This window comes from Labedella gwakjiensis (genome assembly GCF_003014675.1).
Lineage (GTDB): Bacteria > Actinomycetota > Actinomycetes > Actinomycetales > Microbacteriaceae > Labedella > Labedella gwakjiensis.
Map to the genome: position 1 here is coordinate 365219 of NZ_PYAU01000001.1, position 16361 is coordinate 381579.

At 68.4% G+C, this 16361-nt stretch carries 13 protein-coding genes; 3 read left to right on the top strand and 10 right to left on the bottom strand.

The features are described 5' to 3' along the window. Positions 1-539: 539 nt before the first annotated feature. On the bottom strand, positions 540-887 hold the full coding sequence (locus tag CLV49_RS01740; protein WP_106561995.1) for a hypothetical protein: 348 nt from the start codon (positions 885-887) through the stop codon (positions 540-542). Between the two features lie 274 nt (positions 888-1161). On the opposite strand from CLV49_RS01740, the gene CLV49_RS01745 reads away from it, so the two are divergent. From CLV49_RS01745 to CLV49_RS01755, 3 genes are all read left to right on the top strand, one after another. After that, positions 1162-1356: a hypothetical protein gene (locus CLV49_RS01745; RefSeq protein ID WP_106561996.1), complete on the top strand. Its 195-nt coding sequence runs from the start codon at positions 1162-1164 to the stop codon at positions 1354-1356. Next, on the top strand, positions 1346-1543 hold the full coding sequence (locus CLV49_RS18095) for a hypothetical protein (protein WP_127054498.1): 198 nt from the start codon (positions 1346-1348) through the stop codon (positions 1541-1543). Before CLV49_RS01745 ends, CLV49_RS18095 begins: the two co-directional genes overlap by 11 nt. Before the next feature lie 97 nt (positions 1544-1640). After that, positions 1641-5693: an efflux RND transporter permease subunit gene (locus CLV49_RS01755; protein WP_106561998.1), complete on the top strand. Its 4053-nt coding sequence runs from the start codon at positions 1641-1643 to the stop codon at positions 5691-5693. Here CLV49_RS01755 and CLV49_RS01760 read toward each other — a convergent pair. The 9 genes from CLV49_RS01760 to CLV49_RS01800 all read right to left on the bottom strand — a co-directional run bounded on the left by CLV49_RS01760 (position 5623) and on the right by CLV49_RS01800 (position 16357). Beyond that, a complete protein-coding gene (locus CLV49_RS01760) occupies positions 5623-6489 on the bottom strand; it encodes a CPBP family intramembrane glutamic endopeptidase (protein ID WP_158261878.1) in 867 nt (288 codons plus the stop codon). The two genes, CLV49_RS01755 and CLV49_RS01760, sit on opposite strands and share 71 nt — an antisense overlap. 158 nt (positions 6490-6647) lie before the next feature. Continuing rightward, complete coding sequence (tuf, locus tag CLV49_RS01765) at positions 6648-7841, bottom strand: elongation factor Tu (protein ID WP_106562000.1); 1194 nt, start codon at positions 7839-7841, stop codon at positions 6648-6650. Between the two features lie 152 nt (positions 7842-7993). Continuing rightward, a complete protein-coding gene (gene fusA / locus CLV49_RS01770; protein WP_106562001.1) occupies positions 7994-10108 on the bottom strand; it encodes an elongation factor G in 2115 nt (704 codons plus the stop codon). 80 nt (positions 10109-10188) lie between these two features. Beyond that, complete coding sequence (gene rpsG / locus CLV49_RS01775) at positions 10189-10659, bottom strand: 30S ribosomal protein S7 (RefSeq protein ID WP_106562002.1); 471 nt, start codon at positions 10657-10659, stop codon at positions 10189-10191. A 5-nt stretch (positions 10660-10664) separates the two neighbouring features. After that, positions 10665-11033, bottom strand: a complete 369-nt coding sequence (gene rpsL / locus CLV49_RS01780; protein ID WP_106562003.1) for a 30S ribosomal protein S12 — start codon at positions 11031-11033, stop codon at positions 10665-10667. Between the two features lie 365 nt (positions 11034-11398). Further along, positions 11399-12694, bottom strand: coding sequence for a zinc ribbon domain-containing protein (locus tag CLV49_RS01785; protein WP_106562004.1), 1296 nt, complete (start codon positions 12692-12694; stop codon positions 11399-11401). 85 nt (positions 12695-12779) lie between these two features. Beyond that, on the bottom strand, positions 12780-13424 hold the full coding sequence (locus CLV49_RS01790; RefSeq protein ID WP_106562005.1) for a spermidine/putrescine ABC transporter substrate-binding protein: 645 nt from the start codon (positions 13422-13424) through the stop codon (positions 12780-12782). A gap of 61 nt (positions 13425-13485) precedes the next feature. After that, a complete protein-coding gene (locus CLV49_RS01795) occupies positions 13486-14049 on the bottom strand; it encodes a DUF6121 family protein (RefSeq protein ID WP_106562006.1) in 564 nt (187 codons plus the stop codon). Continuing rightward, positions 14039-16357, bottom strand: coding sequence for a transglutaminaseTgpA domain-containing protein (locus tag CLV49_RS01800; RefSeq protein ID WP_127054500.1), 2319 nt, complete (start codon positions 16355-16357; stop codon positions 14039-14041). The genes CLV49_RS01795 and CLV49_RS01800 overlap by 11 nt, the downstream gene beginning before the upstream one ends. Positions 16358-16361: the final 4 nt, after the last annotated feature.

Consider the following 16361-nt stretch of genomic DNA (forward strand, 5'->3'; position numbering starts at 1 on the left):
ACGTTCGCACGTCCGTGCCGGGCACTCCTGCTGTCGCACCACTGTTCTTCTGTCAAACCGCTCCGCTCCGCCCCGTCCCGCGCTCCTCGCTGCCGATATCGAATGAAACTGACATCGGACATGCGTGTAGCCGGATCGGTGGGATTCGGTTGAGTCGTTGTTCTGCTACCCGCGGCCTAGACGTTGCGCCCGTGCACGATTCGCGAGGAATCGGAGGGCCTTGCCTATGCACTGCCTGGCAGTGATCCACGGGCCGATGAGCGCGTTACGGCGCACGACGACCTGGGAATGTTGAACTAGGAAAGTCTACGAGACGCGGAGCATTCCTGCAACCCGGGCGTGTCGCGGCCGCTCCCCCGGATTCCCGGGACTTTCGGTGACGGCCTGTCGGGGCCGAAATGGGCGGACGGGGCCGATCGCCCGTGAGGACATGACGAACGCCCGTGAGGACATGACGAACGCCCCCCGTACCGTCGAGCGGCTCGGAGGGCGTCCGTGTCTGAAGAGGGAAGGATCCAGAGGATCTCCTCCCGTCGGGCTCAGCCCCGGGTTCGGGAGGCGCGGCGACGCGCGGCGGAACCTGCGATCGTGATGGCGGCGCCGCCGACGATGAAGGCACCGGCGAGACCGGCGATCAGCGCGGCGTCGGAGCCGGTGACGGCGAGACCGTCGGCCGGATCGGCCTGCGGGTCCTCCGCCGGGAGGACGGCCGGAGAGTCGGCGGGCAGCACTGCCGGCGTCGGAGTTTCGTTGGAGAGCCCGGTGTCGGGTACGTAGTCCTCGCCAGCGGCGAAGGCGGCTCCGCCCGTGAACGCCGTCGTGAGGGCCGCGAAAGCGACGATCCCGGCGGCGGCCGACGTGCGGACGAAGGCTGATGAAGTGTTCATGTGTGAGCTGCCGCTGCGTCGGCATCTCCCCCTTTGTCGAGTGGATCGCAGTGGTCTCACGGTAACGCAAAACTGAGCGATCCTCACTGCCATATGTGAGTAACCCTCACCCCAGTACGGGGTACAGCCGGTGCGGCGAGGCGAGGGGGGAGTAATCGGGGGGACGAAATCACCCCCGTTCGGGTTACACGAGACGCCTCTCGGCCCCCACACTCGAACCGTCCACCTCCACCCAGTCCCGCGGGCGCTCCCCGCGGATTCGAAGGGATTACTGATGAAAACACTGAAGAAGCCATGGGCCGGCCGGGCCGCGGCGGCGATCCTCGTCACCGGCGTCCTCGGCGCCGGACTCGTGGGATGCAGTGACGACAACCGCACGGCGCCCGGCGTTCCGGACGGCGCTCACATCACGGGCGGCACGCTCGGGACGACCCAGACCCACGGGTGGAGCGTGTCCGGTGGCAACTGATCTCGAAGATGCCCGCTCCGCTCACTCCGTTCGCCGCGGCCGCGGGCTCCGCGCCGTCGCCATCGTCCTGTTCATCGGAATCGGGGTGTCATGCGGCGCCGCGAGTTGCACCGGCGGTGCGAACGGCTCGTACGGAACCACCCAGACCGTGAACTGGGAATGGGACAAGCCGCGCTCGTCGCGGTGATGTCCAGGGCGGCCGTACGCGACCGTCGTCGTCCGCGACGCCGTCTCGACGGCCGCCCTCTCCCCCGCCATCGCACCCATCAGAAGCGGAACCCCTCGTGAACAACCTCGCCGGCTTCAGCCTCCGCAATCGGTCGCTGATCACTCTGCTCGCCCTCGTCGCCGCCGCATTCGGCGCCATCTCCTTCGCCTCGATGCGTCAGGACCTCCTCCCCGCGGTGGCATCGGCCAACGTCTCCATCGTCACCTCGTACGACGGCGCCGCGCCCGACGTCGTGGACACGGAGGTGTCGCAGGTCGTCGAGACCATCGTCGAGTCGGTCGACGGACTCGTCTCGACGACGACGTACAGCGGCACCGATCTGTCCCTCGTGACGGCCACGTTCGAGCTCGGACTCGACACGACCGAGATCGTGAAGCAGCTGTCCACCAAGCTGGCCGAGAACAGTGCTCTCCTGCCGGACGACGTGAAACCGCAGGTGTCCGGGGCCTCGGTCGACGACTTCCCCGTCATGCAGTTCGCGGTCAGCCCGGGTGATACCCAGTTCACGACGACCCTCCAGGACTCCATCTCACAGCGCATCGAGGGCCTCGACGGTGTCAGAGAGGCCCGATTCGTCGGCGTCGCTCCCGATCAGATGAGAGTGGAGATCGATCAGGCGAAGAGCGACGAGACGGGAATCGGGGTGCAGGAGCTGAAGGCCGCCATCGTGTCGGGCGGACTCGTCGAGGCATCGGGGTCGATCACGGAAGGCGACAGGACGTTCGCCGTACAGAGCGGGAAGGCCGTTGCTTCGGCTGACGACGTCGCGGCCCTTCCCGTCGTCGCCCCCGCCACGGGGAGCACCATGACCGTCGGCGACGTCTCGAGCGTCCGACAGATGGTGGCCGGCGCTTCGGTCGCCGCTCGGGTCGACGGGGAGCCGACCGTCGTCCTCCTCGTATCGAAGGTGCCCAACGCCAACGCCGTCGAGCTGTCACGATCGGTGACGGCCGAGATGGCGTCGCTCGACGAGCAGTACGATCTCGACTCGACGGTCGTCTTCGACCAGTCGCCCTACATCGAGAAGTCGATCGAAACCCTGACGACGGAGGGCCTCATCGGCCTCGTGTGCGCCGTGATCGTGGTCCTCTTCTTCCTGGGCTCGGTTCGGACGACCCTCGTCACCGCGGTGTCCATCCCCGCCTCGCTCCTTCTCGCGGGAGTGGCGATGAACGCCGTGGGTTTCTCGATCAACATGATCACCCTCGCCGCACTCACGGTCGCGATCGGGCGCGTCGTCGACGATTCCATCGTCGTCGTCGAGAGCATCGAGCGTCAGATGCTCGTCTCGAGCGACCGGATCTCCGCGATCACCACCGGCGTCTCCTCGGTCGCCGGGGCGGTCCTGTCCTCGACGCTCACGACGGTCGCCGTCTTCCTCCCCATCGCCTACATCTCCGGCACGCTCGGGGAGCTCTTCCGACCATTCGCTCTCACCGCGGCGGCCGCGATGCTCGCGTCGCTCGTCGTGTCGCTCACGGTCGTCCCCGTCCTCGCGTACTGGTTCGTCCGTCCCCGTGGGCTCGGCACGAGTGCCGTCCGCTTCGACGAACGGGTCCGCACTCGCCTCGACGATGTCTACCGCCCCCTCCTCACGTGGTCGCTCGCCCATCGTGGTCGGGTGGTCGCGTTCAGCCTGGCCGTGCTCGCGGCGACCGCCGCGCTCATTCCCGGACTCTCCACTGGCTACCTCGCTCCTCTCGGCGACACCCAGATCCGCGTCCTGCAGAGACTCGACCCGGCCACGAGCATCGATGCGCAGAAGACCGCCGCCGATGTGGTCGAGGGGGAGCTGACGGGCATCGACGGCGTCGAACGCGTCCAGACATCGCTCCGTTCCTCCGGTTCCGTGCTGCGGGACGCCGCTCTCGGCGGTGGAGGCGGACTCGCGTCGTACCTCGTGTCCACGGACGACGGTGTGGACCAGACGGCCATGATCGACGACATCAGGGACCGCCTCGAGGACCGCGCGGATGACGGCTCCCTCGGGGAGCTCGACTATTCGATCACGAGCGATATGGACTTCTCCGCCGGCATCGAGATCTCGGTCACCGCCCTCGACGACTCGAGTCTCTCCGAGGCCGTCCAGACCGTGACGACCGAGATCGAGGGTCTCGACTCCGTGGCCGATGCCGAGTCGACGCTCGCGAGCACCGTCGAACGGCTCGATGTCGACGTCGACGGCGCCACAGCCGTCGAATACGGTCTCACCGACCAGGAGGTGCGTGAGGCCGTCGCGAACGCTCTGTCCATGACGGACGCCGGCGACATGATCGTCGACGGAGATCCCGTGCAGATCGTCATCATGCCGGGGAGGACTGTCTCGACGACGGCAGACCTGTCGAACGTCCCGATCTCGACCCCCGTACACGGTGACGTTCCCCTCTCGACGTTCGCGACCGTCGAGAAGGTCGATGGCCCCATCGTCGTCCAGAGTCAGCAGGGTCTGCGCTCGGCCGTCATCACCGTCTCACCGCGCACCGACAATCTCGGCGCAACCTCCGACGATCTCGCGACGGCGATCGACGGCATCGATCTCCCGGACGGCGCCCAGGTCCGACTCGGCGGAGCCGTCACGGCGCGCATCGACGCTTTCGCGCAGATGGGGGTCATCAGTTTGATCGCCGTCCTCATCGTGTACACGATCATGGTCGCCACGTTCCGTTCCCTCCTCCAGCCGGCGCTTCTGCTCGTCGCGGTGCCCTTCGCCGCGACCGGGGGCGCCGTCGTCCAACGCGTCACCGGAGAACCCGTCGGCGTGCCGTCCCTCATCGGCTGCCTCATGCTCGTCGGGATCGTGGTGACCAACTCCATCGTCCTGATCGATCTCGTCAATCAACGACGAGCCGCCGGCGTCGCCCTGTACGATGCCATCCTCGACGGCGCGACCAGACGCATTCGCCCGATCCTGATGACGGCAGCGGCAACCGTGTCAGCCCTCGTCCCCATGGCGCTCGGATTCACGAACAGCAGCGCCTTCATCTCCCGTCCGCTCGCCCTCGTCGTCATCGGCGGGCTCGTCTCGTCGACCCTCCTCACGCTCATCGTCCTCCCGGTGCTGTACAGCCTGTTGGAGGGTCACCGGGGGCGGCGCGATACAGCCGCAGCGGAGCGGGCGGAGCGGGCGGAGCGGGCGGACATCGATGCGGAGGATCGCCGGGTTCGCACCGCGTCCTCACTGCACTCCGGGGGCGCCCAGCGGAAGCGTCCGACCCCTCACGCCGTCCGGGTCGGGCGAACGACGCAGCGCTCGACGCCGTCCTCCGTCGGCGCACATCGGAGCGAACGGCCGAACGCCCCGGGTGACGTAGAGCACCGGTCCGCCGCGACGCGCCGAACCGTCCTCCCGGTCGACCGGCGGGGCCGTACCCGCGCGCGTCAGACGACCGGCGATCGTCCCGCGGACCGGTCGACCAGCCGGAAGGCGACGGACGAGCGATTCGACGACCTCGAGCGGACCACGCGCCTCTCACCCGCCGGTCTCGTGCCACCGAACGTCGCGCCGTCGTCGCCGGCCCCTCCCGTGCCCCTCATCAGCCTCCCCTCCGACACCGCCTGGCCGGTCTCGGCATCGATGAGCACGCGGTATGCCGACAGACCCGTGGAGACGCCACCGCAATACGTGGCCTTCTCCCAGTCCGAAGAGCGCACTCCCGCCGCCACTGTGCATACGTGGTGGACGTCGAACGTCTCCGGTCCTCTACCGGTCCTCATGCTCGATCCCTTCACACCCCACGTGACGCACGGGATGGGTATCGCCGAACCCACACGCGCCCTCGACGTGGACGGGCGCACGCTGTCGCTCGAGCAGTTCGCGATGGTGCGCGCACTCTCCTCCGTCCTCCGCGACGACCTGCACGGCTACGCCTACTTCGCGGCGCAGCTCGTGCTGTGGGAGATCGTCGGCGCCGCTGCGACCCCGGGCATCGACGTCCGCGTGCCGGCCGGCGATACCGACGCCGTGGCGAGGGAGTTCGACGCACTGTACGACGCGATCCGTCACGCGGCGCGGGACACCGACGATGCTCTCTGGGTGATCACCCCGACGAGCCCAGCCGAGCCCCGGATGCTCGTCTCAGACCTCTCCAGGCCCCGCCCGGCGACCTGAGCAGCAGGAACGACGCCAGCGCGCTCGTCGCCACGAGCACGACCGACCCTTCGATGCCGAACGCACCGCCCGTCAGCAGCACGGGCCCCGAGACCTCGACGACCGCCAGACCCGGCAGCCGGATGCCCGACACCGGGCCGCCCGTCAGGATCTGCGTGCCGTTCCAGGCCGCGTGTGCTGCGACGGCGGAGAGAAGCCTGCGGGTTCGGACGACGAGCGCGCCGAAGAGGAGACCGGGACCGAGTGCGAGGGCGACACACGCCCACGGCGACGAGGCCGGGTTGAACACGTGCACGAGCCCGAAGGCGATGGACGTCGTCGCGAGCGCGACGAGAGGACCACCGATGCGGTCGACGAGCGAGAACAGGACGCCCCGGAAGGCCACCTCCTCGATCACGGCTGTCGCGAGCGCGAACGCCGCGAGCGCGGCGATGATCGAGAGGGGCGGGCTCGGCTCGAGACCGCGCCGATACGTCGACGACGCGACGAGAAGGCCGGAGGCGACGGAGACCGCACCCGCGCCGACGACGACGCCTCCGAGGAGAGCGTTTAGACTCCGGGTCGGGGGAACCTGACGGAGAAACGGGTGCTCGGGTGCCGCGATCAGAGCACCCGTCACCAGGGCGAGGAGACTCACCAGGACACTCGATGCGATGACCGCCCCGGCTGTCGGCGCGGGGACGTACCACCGGCCGATCGCGAGGACAGCGAGAACGCCGAGGGCGGCGAGAGGACGACCGGCTGATGCGACGCGCCCACGCGCCGGTCCGCCCACCAGCCCCGACGTCGTCCCCACTCCTCCAGTGTGCCGCCGGGGCGCTCCCTCTCGCCGGGATCGTCCACACCCCCGCAGCCCCGTCAGCGGTCTCGCCCGTGCCGAGCAGGCAGGCCGCGATACGACGAAGGGCCCCGGAGCGGATGCTCCGGGGCCCTTCGTTCAGGTAGTCGGGAAGACTACTTGAGGATGTTCGTGACGGTACCGGCACCGACGGTGCGGCCACCCTCACGGATAGCGAAGCCGAGGCCCTCTTCCATGGCGATCGGCTGGATGAGCTCGACCGTCATCTCCGTGGTGTCACCAGGCATGACCATCTCGGTGCCCTCGGGCAGCGTGATGACGCCGGTGACGTCCGTGGTGCGGAAGTAGAACTGCGGACGGTAGTTCGCGTAGAACGGGTTGTGACGCCCACCCTCGTCCTTGGAGAGGATGTACGCGGTGCCCTCGAACTGGGTGTGCGGCGTGACCGAACCCGGCTTGACGACGACCTGACCGCGCTCGACGTCCTCACGCTTCGTTCCACGGAGGAGCAGACCACAGTTCTCACCGGCCCACGCCTCGTCGAGCTGCTTGTGGAACATCTCGATACCCGTGACGATCGTCTTCTGCGTCGGACGGATGCCGACGATCTCGACCTCCGAGTTGATCGCGAGCGTGCCACGCTCGGCGCGGCCCGTGACGACGGTTCCACGACCGGTGATCGTGAAGACGTCCTCGATCGGCATGAGGAAGGGCTTGTCCTTGTCGCGCACCGGGTCCGGGATGGACTCGTCGACGGCGTCCATGAGCTCGACGATGGCGTTGACCCACTGCTCGTCGCCCTCGAGAGCCTTGAGGCCCGAGACGCGGACGACCGGGGCGTTGTCGCCGTCGAAGTCCTGGCTGGAGAGGAGCTCACGGACCTCGAGCTCGACGAGCTCGAGGATCTCCTCGTCGTCGACCATGTCCGACTTGTTCAGCGCGACGAGCAGGTACGGAACGCCGACCTGCTTGGCGAGAAGAACGTGCTCACGCGTCTGAGCCATCGGGCCGTCGGTGGCGGCGACCACGAGGATCGCGCCGTCCATCTGAGCAGCACCGGTGATCATGTTCTTGATGTAGTCGGCGTGACCAGGGGCGTCGACGTGCGCGTAGTGGCGCTTCGGCGTCTCGTACTCGACGTGCGAGATGTTGATCGTGATGCCGCGCTGACGCTCCTCGGGAGCGGAGTCGATCGACGCGAAGTCGCGCTGAACGTTGGTGGCCGACGGGTACTTGTCGGCGAGAACCTTCGAGATCGCTGCGGTCAGGGTGGTCTTGCCGTGGTCGACGTGACCGATCGTACCGATGTTGACGTGCGGCTTGGTCCGCTCGAACTTGGCCTTAGCCACTGTGGGTCCTCCTCAGGACTCGTGTAGGTACCCGGACGCTGGATTGCGCCCGGTTTTCTACGGGGGTTTGTGTATTCATGTTACAAGGGTCTCCCCGCGTCATAGACACTGCCTGCATCGACAATGTGGACGCGAGGAGCCCTCCGGGCGAACTACTCGCCCTTGCCCTTCTGGACGATCTCCTCGGCGACAGCCTTGGGAACCTCAGCGTAGCTCTCGAAGGTCATCGAGAACACCGCGCGACCCGAAGTCTTCGACCGCAGATCACCGATGTACCCGAACATCTCCGAGAGGGGGACGTTGGCCCGGACGACCTTGACGCCGGAGGCGTCCTCCATGGACTGGATCTGGCCGCGACGGGAGTTCAGGTCGCCGATGACGTCGCCCATGTACTCCTCGGGCGTACGCACCTCGACGGCCATGAGCGGCTCGAGGATGACGGGGCTCGCCTTGCGAGCAGCCTCCTTGAAGCCCATGGAGCCGGCGATCTTGAACGCCATCTCCGAGGAGTCGACGTCGTGCGATGCACCGTCGAGCAGGGTGGCGCGGACGCCGACCATGGGGTAGCCCGCGAGGACACCCACGTTCAGCGCATCGCGGAAGCCCTGGTCGACGGACGGGATGTACTCACGCGGGATACGACCACCGGAGACCTTGTTGACGAACTCGTAGGTCTTGTCGGCCGTGACCTCCATGGGCTCGATCGCGAACTGGATCTTCGCGAACTGACCCGAACCACCGGTCTGCTTCTTGTGCGTGAAGTCATGACGCTCGACGCCCTTGCGGATCGTCTCGCGGTAGGCCACCTGGGGCTTACCGACGTTCGCCTCGACCTTGAACTCGCGCTTCATGCGGTCGACCAGGATGTCGAGGTGGAGCTCGCCCATTCCCTTGATGACCGTCTGGCCGGTCTCGGCGTTCTGCTCGACGCGGAACGTCGGGTCCTCTTCCGCGAGCTTCTGGATGGCGACGGAGAGCTTCTCCTGGTCGGCCTTCGTCTTCGGCTCGATGGCGACCTCGATGACGGGCTCGGGGAACGTCATCGACTCGAGGACGACCTGGCTCGTCGGGTCGCACAGCGTGTCACCCGTGGTCGTGTCCTTGAGGCCGATGACCGCGTAGATGTGACCGGCGGTGACGGCGTCGACCGGGTTCTCCTTGTTGGCGTGCATCTGGAAGATCTTCCCGATGCGCTCCTTCTTGCCCTTGGTCGAGTTGATGACCTGGGCTCCGGAGTCGACCTGGCCGGAGTAGACCCGGACGTAGGTGAGACGACCGAAGAACGGGTGGACGGCGACCTTGAACGCGAGGGCCGAGAACGGCTCCGTCGAGTCGGGGTGGCGGAGAACGATCTTCTCCTCGTCCTTCACGTCGTGACCCTCGACGGCGGGGACGTCGAGCGGCGACGGGAGGTAGTCCACGACGGCGTCGAGCATCGGCTGCACGCCGCGGTTCTTGAAGGCCGAGCCGCAGAGGACCGGGTAGATCTCGCTGTTGACGGTGAGCTTGCGGATCGCGCCCTTGATCTCGGCGACCGAGAGCTCCTCGCCGGCGAAGAACTTCTCGAGCAGTGCGTCGTCGGTCTCGGCGACCGTCTCGAGGAGTGCCTGCCGGTACTCGGCGGCCTTCTCCTTGAGGTCTTCCGGGATCTCCTCGATGTCGTACTTGGCACCGAGCTCGACGTCACCCTTCGAGTCGCCGCGCCACGTGAGCGCGCGCATCTCGACGAGGTCGACGACGCCCTCGAAGTTGCTCTCAGCACCGATGGGGAGCTGGATCACGAGGGGCTTGGCGCCGAGGCGCTTGATGATCGTGTCGACCGTGAAGTAGAAGTCGGCACCGAGCTTGTCCATCTTGTTGACGAAGCAGATGCGCGGGACGTCGTACTTGTCGGCCTGACGCCACACCGTCTCGGACTGGGGCTCGACGCCCTCCTTGCCGTCGAAGACGGCGACGGCTCCGTCGAGCACGCGGAGCGAACGCTCCACCTCGACGGTGAAGTCGACGTGACCGGGCGTGTCGATGATGTTGATCTGGTTCTTGTTCCAGAAACAGGTCGTCGCGGCGGACGTGATGGTGATGCCGCGCTCCTGCTCCTGCGCCATCCAGTCCATCGTCGCCGCACCGTCGTGCACTTCGCCGATCTTGTGGGTGATACCCGTGTAGAACAGGATGCGCTCGGTGGTGGTGGTCTTGCCGGCATCGATGTGAGCCATGATGCCGATGTTGCGGACCTTGTTCAGGTCGGTGAGCACGTCTTGTGCCACGGGTATTCCTCCGGGGAAGTTGGGGTTCGAATGCGAACGAGGTCGGGGGTCGACACGAGTGCCGACCCCCGAATCCGCGACTACCAGCGGTAGTGCGCGAACGCCTTGTTCGACTCGGCCATCTTGTGGGTGTCCTCGCGGCGCTTGACCGCGGCACCGAGGCCGTTTGATGCGTCGAGGATCTCGTTGGTGAGACGCTCGGTCATGGTCTTCTCACGACGACCCTTCGCGTAGCTCACGAGCCAGCGGAGAGCGAGCGTGTTCGCCCGGTGGGGCTTGACCTCGACGGGCACCTGGTAGGTCGAGCCGCCGACGCGGCGGCTCTTGACCTCAAGGGTCGGACGGACGTTGTCGAGCGCCTTCTTGAGCGTGACGACGGCGTCCTGGCCGTTCTTCGACGAGACACCGGCGAGCGCGTCGTACACGATGCGCTCGGCGAGGCCCTTCTTGCCGTCGAGGAGGATCTTATTGACGAGCTGGCTCACCACGGGGGCGCCGTACACCGGGTCGGCGACGACGGGGCGCTTGGGAGCGGGTCCTTTACGAGGCATTGTGCTTAACCCTTCTTCGCGCCGTAGCGGCTACGGGCCTGCTTGCGGTTCTTCACGGCCTGCGTGTCGAGCGCTCCACGGACGATCTTGTAACGGACGCCGGGGAGGTCCTTCACACGGCCGCCGCGCACGAGCACCATCGAGTGCTCCTGCAGGTTGTGGCCCTCGCCGGGGATGTAGGCCGTGACCTCTGTCCCGTTGGAGAGCTTCACACGAGCGACCTTGCGCATCGCCGAGTTCGGCTTCTTGGGCGTGGTCGTGTACACACGGGTGCACACGCCGCGCTGCTGCGGGTTGGCCTTGAGGGCGGGAGCCTTGGTCTTCGAGACCTTCGGCGACCGGCCCTTGCGGACCAACTGCTGAATGGTTGGCACTTCTTCTCCTTGATTGTGCTGCACGGTGACAGCGGATTTCGCGCATTCGCCGCCGTGACGATCACTCGCGGACGAGGACCGTCACCATCGCGACGAGTTCAATTGGACCCACCGGGACCTCAAGGAATCGAGGACCGGTTTGTGTGGTGGGTATGCCGTGGGGGCGTCTCGACTGCTCACGCAGATCAGAGTCCCTGGGAGAGTGCGATTCGTCACGGTCGGGGCGTCATGGCTTTTCAGGCACCACGCACCGGCGCACCGAAGCGCACACCCGGTCAAGTGTAGTCGCCGGTGATGCACCGGTCAAACGCTCGCAGCCCCGGCCGACCGGGGCTGCGAGCGAGTCGTCCGATGACGAGAGGATCCTACGGAGCGTAGGTCGCGCCGTCCTCGCCGAACGCCGTGATGGCACCGCCGACATCGACGCCCATCGGGCCGGCCGTCGCGGTGCCCGTCGCACCCGAACCGGGGTCGCGGACGTCGCACTCGAGACTCGCCGAACCGGAGCTGTCCGTCGAGACCGGCCATTCGCCGTCGTCGTACTCCCCGATCGTGAAGGTGGGCCGCGGGTCGAGGGTCCATACGCAGTTGGTGTACTCGTACCCCGGAGTCTCGCCCTGCGCTGTGAAGGGGCACCCCTCCGGGCGGAAGTCCGTGGAGGCCGCGCACGTGTCGATGTATGCCTCGACGGCCTCTTCGCCGGCCGTCACTGCGGCATCGGTCAAGGTGACCGTGAGGGCCGTGGACTCCTCCCCCGCCGCGTTGACGGACGTCGCGGCGTCCGCACCGAATCCCAGGACCGTGACGGTGAGAGGCTCGGCCGCGAGGTACTCGGACTCCCCCGCGAGGGCGACCGTGTACGTGCCCGGGAGGGCGGGCAGCGCGACGGCGCCGTCCGCCGCGGCCACACCCGTCGTGTCGACGCCCGAGACCGTCACGGCGGTGTCCTCCGGACCCGAGACGGAGTACGTGACGACACCGAGCTCCGGCGCCTGCAGGCTCCACGTGTCGAACACGACGAAGGCCTTGCCCGCCTTCTCGAGCGTGAACGTCGCGTCGTAGGACTCGTCGCCCTGGGTGATCTCGACCGGGACCTCTGCGGTGTCCCCGCTGATCTCGGCCTCCCCGACCTCGTAGCCGGAGATGCGGTCGTCGGTGTCGCCGTAGACGTCGTCGGTCAAGAGGACGTCGGCGTCGCCCGCCTCGGCGTTCGAGACGGCGAGCGCGTCCTCCGCGTCACCGGCGATCAGCGCATTCAGGTACTCCTCGACCTCGCGCTCCGGAGCGTTCGCCTGCGTGCCGACGACACTGCCCACGATCCCTCCGGCCACGAGCAGGAGGACGACGACGGCTGCGGCGATCCAGCCGATGACGCGACCGCGACTGCGCGGCTTCTTCGCCGGAGGCGCCGTCTGAGCGTAGGGAGACGTCGGCGTCGGCTGGCCTGTGGTCGCGTAGGTCTGCGTGGGATACGCCGACGTCGGCTGGGCGGAGGGAGCACCCTGGTAGGGACCCTGCGGATTCTGCGGATACGGCCCCTGCTGCCCGGAGCCGTACGCCGACTGCTGAGGATTCTGCGGCTGCCCCTGCGGATACGGCGGCTGCTGTCCGTTCGGGTATGGCGGGTTCCCCTGGGGGTACGGTCCGGGCGGGTTCGACATGACATTCCCCTTCGTCGATACGGCTCGCCCAGTCTATCGACGGGGCAGGCGGGAACCAGGGGCAGAAGTACCCGTCATTCGCGCGTCATGACCAGCGGGACGGCGGCGTGTCGAGGTTGATCGTCAGGTCGGCGAGGAGCGCCTCCACCTGGGGTTCGACGTATCGCCTGACGCCCTCGGCTATCCGCCCGCGATGCTCCTCGAGTGCGATGCACACGAGTCGACCGGCATGGGTGGCGCACTCGTCGGCGAGACGCAACTCGGTGCGGAGCGCCTGCTTCTCCTCGTCCGACAGCTCCCTCGGCGGAGCGGTCGGTCCCGAATCAGACTCGCCGGCCAACTCGGCGAACGTGAAGAGGTACGGCTCGTTCGGTTCCGGTTCGGGATCGAGCGGAAGGCCGTCGAACTCGGGATCGAGTCCCTGGTCGGGCCGGTACCCCGCGGCCTTCCTCCGCTCCGAATCGAGGAGCTCCTTGTGGAGGAGAGGGAGGTTGCGCTCCGTGTACTCGTCGACGACCGTGTCGACGATGGTCTTGATGCGGGTGGAGAGGCCGTGCTGGACGGCGTGAGGGACGTCCGTGTCGAGGCCGGCCGCCGCGATCACGGGCGAGCCGAAGCAGCGACGGCACAACCGGGTGCGACCACGCGTCGTGGCCGGGCGCCATCGCGGCAGCCACCGCAACCACGCGTCGACGGCCTGCGCGACGGTCGTCTCGAGGGACCGCTCCATGCGTACACCGTAGTGCGGCAGGGGGCTCAGCGGTGGGACGCGCCCGGAAACGGCGTGGGAATCATTCCGACGGGGAGTCGTCGTGGGCCTCCCACGGCCATCGCGGCCGACGACCCGTCGAGCCGGCCGTGACGGCCGCGAAGGCGATGGCGACCACGGCCGCGAGCACACCGACGATCCAGGGGAAAGCCGACATGAGGGTCGACGACGCGAAGAGGACTCCGTCGAACCACCGACGGGCCTCGACGGCGACGAGCACCACTCCCACGCCGACGAAGCCGACCGTCGCGCCGAGACCGACGAGGAGCGACCACGCGGCCCCGCGACCGGCGGCGCCGCCGGCTCGCCTGGCGTCCCGCACGAGTGCGGCGAGGACGACGATAACGGCCGTCGCGACCATCGCCGGACCGACGAGTCCCCCCGTTCCACCGCGGGACACGACGTCGACGTCCGCGAGGAGGCTCACGAAGCCGAAGGCGCACACCACGAGCGCGAGGTAGAGCACCGTCGCGAACGCGGCGACGACCGTGTCGCGATCGCGACGCTTCCGCTCCGGGTCGGACGGCCAGCCTCCCGCGAACGGACCAGCGCCGTCCTCCCCGCTTCCACCGCGGTCAGCGCTCATCACTCGTCCCCTTCCGCCCGGGTGCTCGCCGCGGTGCACGGCCGGCCGGTCTCGATCGTGCACGCCGGAGCCCGAGGGATCGGAGCGAGACGAGGGCGAGCATCCGGCCCCTCCTGTCCACGCGCTCCCCGAGCGTGCGTCGGAGCTCGTCGACGAGCCGCCACGCGCGGTCGGCGTCCTCCGGCGACGACTCCAGGTCCGAGAAGGCGACGCGGTCGGCGAGGACAGCGAGCCTGTGCGCGCCGCGCGATCCGTGGAGGGTCGCCACCTCGTGCCGGGTGGACGCCGGTGGCGGCTCGATCCCGTAGTCCACGACGGCGTCGCGGAACTCGCGCCACCCCTCGGTGATCCGGGACTCCGGGTCGCGCGCCCGGCGACGCAGCGCACGACGACGGGCCTTCGCGGCGACCACCGCGATGAACGGGGAGAGGATGACGGCGACCACGATGACGACCCAGGACAACACGCGTGCGATGCGCAGCAGGATCTCGAGGATCGGATTCACCGCCGCCTGGTCCTCCGGCTCGCTCGAGTCCGGAGCCGTCTGCTCGCTCCGATCCGGCTCGTCGTCGGCCGGCGGCTGCAGATCCGGGTACGGCCGTGCGATGAGGGACGGGTCCTCCGGCTGTTCCTCGGGCACCGGCCTCTCGGCCGGGGTCGGATCGACGGCGACCCACCCGCTCCCGGCCACCTCGATCTCGATCCATGCGGCGACGTCCGAGCCGGTGAACGCGACGGGGCCGCCGGACTCCGCGTCGCCGGCGTCGTGCGAGAAGCCCATGACCACCCGCGAGGGAAAGCCCAGCTGGCGCGCCGCGAGAGCCGCGAGCGACGCGTACTGCTCGGCGTCGCCGACCATCGGGGTGTCGGAGAGGAGACGTGAGAGACGGTCGAGCCCATGCCCTGATGGGCTCGACGGCTCGTCAGGGTCGACGCCGTGGCTGATGTAGCCGACCGAGGCGAGGCCGTCGAGGACCGATGAGAGGTTCGCTCCGGCGCCGTCGCCGGCCGTGACGTACCGGTCGAGGAAGTCGAGCAGTGCGTCCGGCGCATCCCGCGGCCGGGAAGGCGTCGACGCAGGGACCAGGCCGGCGACCTCCTCGATCGTCGCGGTCGCGGGTTCGACGCCCTCCACCGTGTAGGTGTCGCCCTCCTGGAGTCCGGCAGTGACGGCCGAAGTTCCGGAGTTCGCGTTGTAGTACAACGAATCCGACAGCACTCCGGTGCGGGCGCCGTCGAAGTCGACGGAACCGAGGTATCCGACGCCGGGCAACCAGACGCCGTCGTAGGATCCGACCGTGACCGTGACCGTCGACGATGCGCCGTCGACGGCAGGATCGAGGCGGAACGGGAGCCGCTCGAACGAGCCGGAGTCCGACGGGTCCTCGGCGTCACCGACCCCCCACACGACGCCGTCGAAGTCGTCCATGACGGCCAACCGGACCCGCGACGACGAGAGACCATCGACCGTGAACACGACGGAGTCCGCCTCCCCCGCGGCGTTGTAGGCGCGGAAGGTCGACAGAGGGCTGGGATACTCGCGCGGGCTGAAGGGCTTCTCCACGGCGTCCCTCGCGATCGCGCGGTCGGCGGACGGTGGGAGGAGCGCGGTCGCGCCAGCACCGACGCCGACGGCGACCGCGACGACCGCGACGGCCGCGAGCACCGACGCAACGGCCGAGCGGCGTCGATCACGACCGGTGAAGACGATGGATCCCGTCGCACCGGACGAGGGCGAGGCCATCGCCGTCCGCCGCTCACGCAGTGCCGTCAGCCAGAGGAGCAGGACGGCCGCGAGTGCGACGCTCGTCGCGACCGGGAGGACCGGCTCGCGAGGACCGAGCACGATTCCGGACACGAGGAGCAGCACGGGCACGATGGCGGCGGTGTCCGGCACGCGCGCCCTCAGAGCGACCGACGTCGTGATGACGGTCGCGGCGAGCACGAGCAGCAACGCCGGAACGAGGAGGGCTTGATAGTCACCGACGGGTGTCACGATCGTGAGGAGCCGCTTCCACGACAGGACGGCGCCCTCGGCGAGCGCGACGAGTCCCCCGGCCGAGGGCAGGAATCCGGCGATCGACTGGGAGGGGACGGCGAGCGGGACGCCGACGAGGGCGACGGCGATCGTCGACAGCAGCGCGAGCCACCAGGGACCGAGCCGCCTGACGGTTCCGACGACGGCGACGATCTGGCCCACGGCGACGGCACCGAGGACGACTCGGACGAGAGCAGGCGACTCGTAGATCGGCCAGAGAGCGACCGCCGCCACGAGGATCGCTGCCGAGGACGCGACGAGCGTCCCCACGACG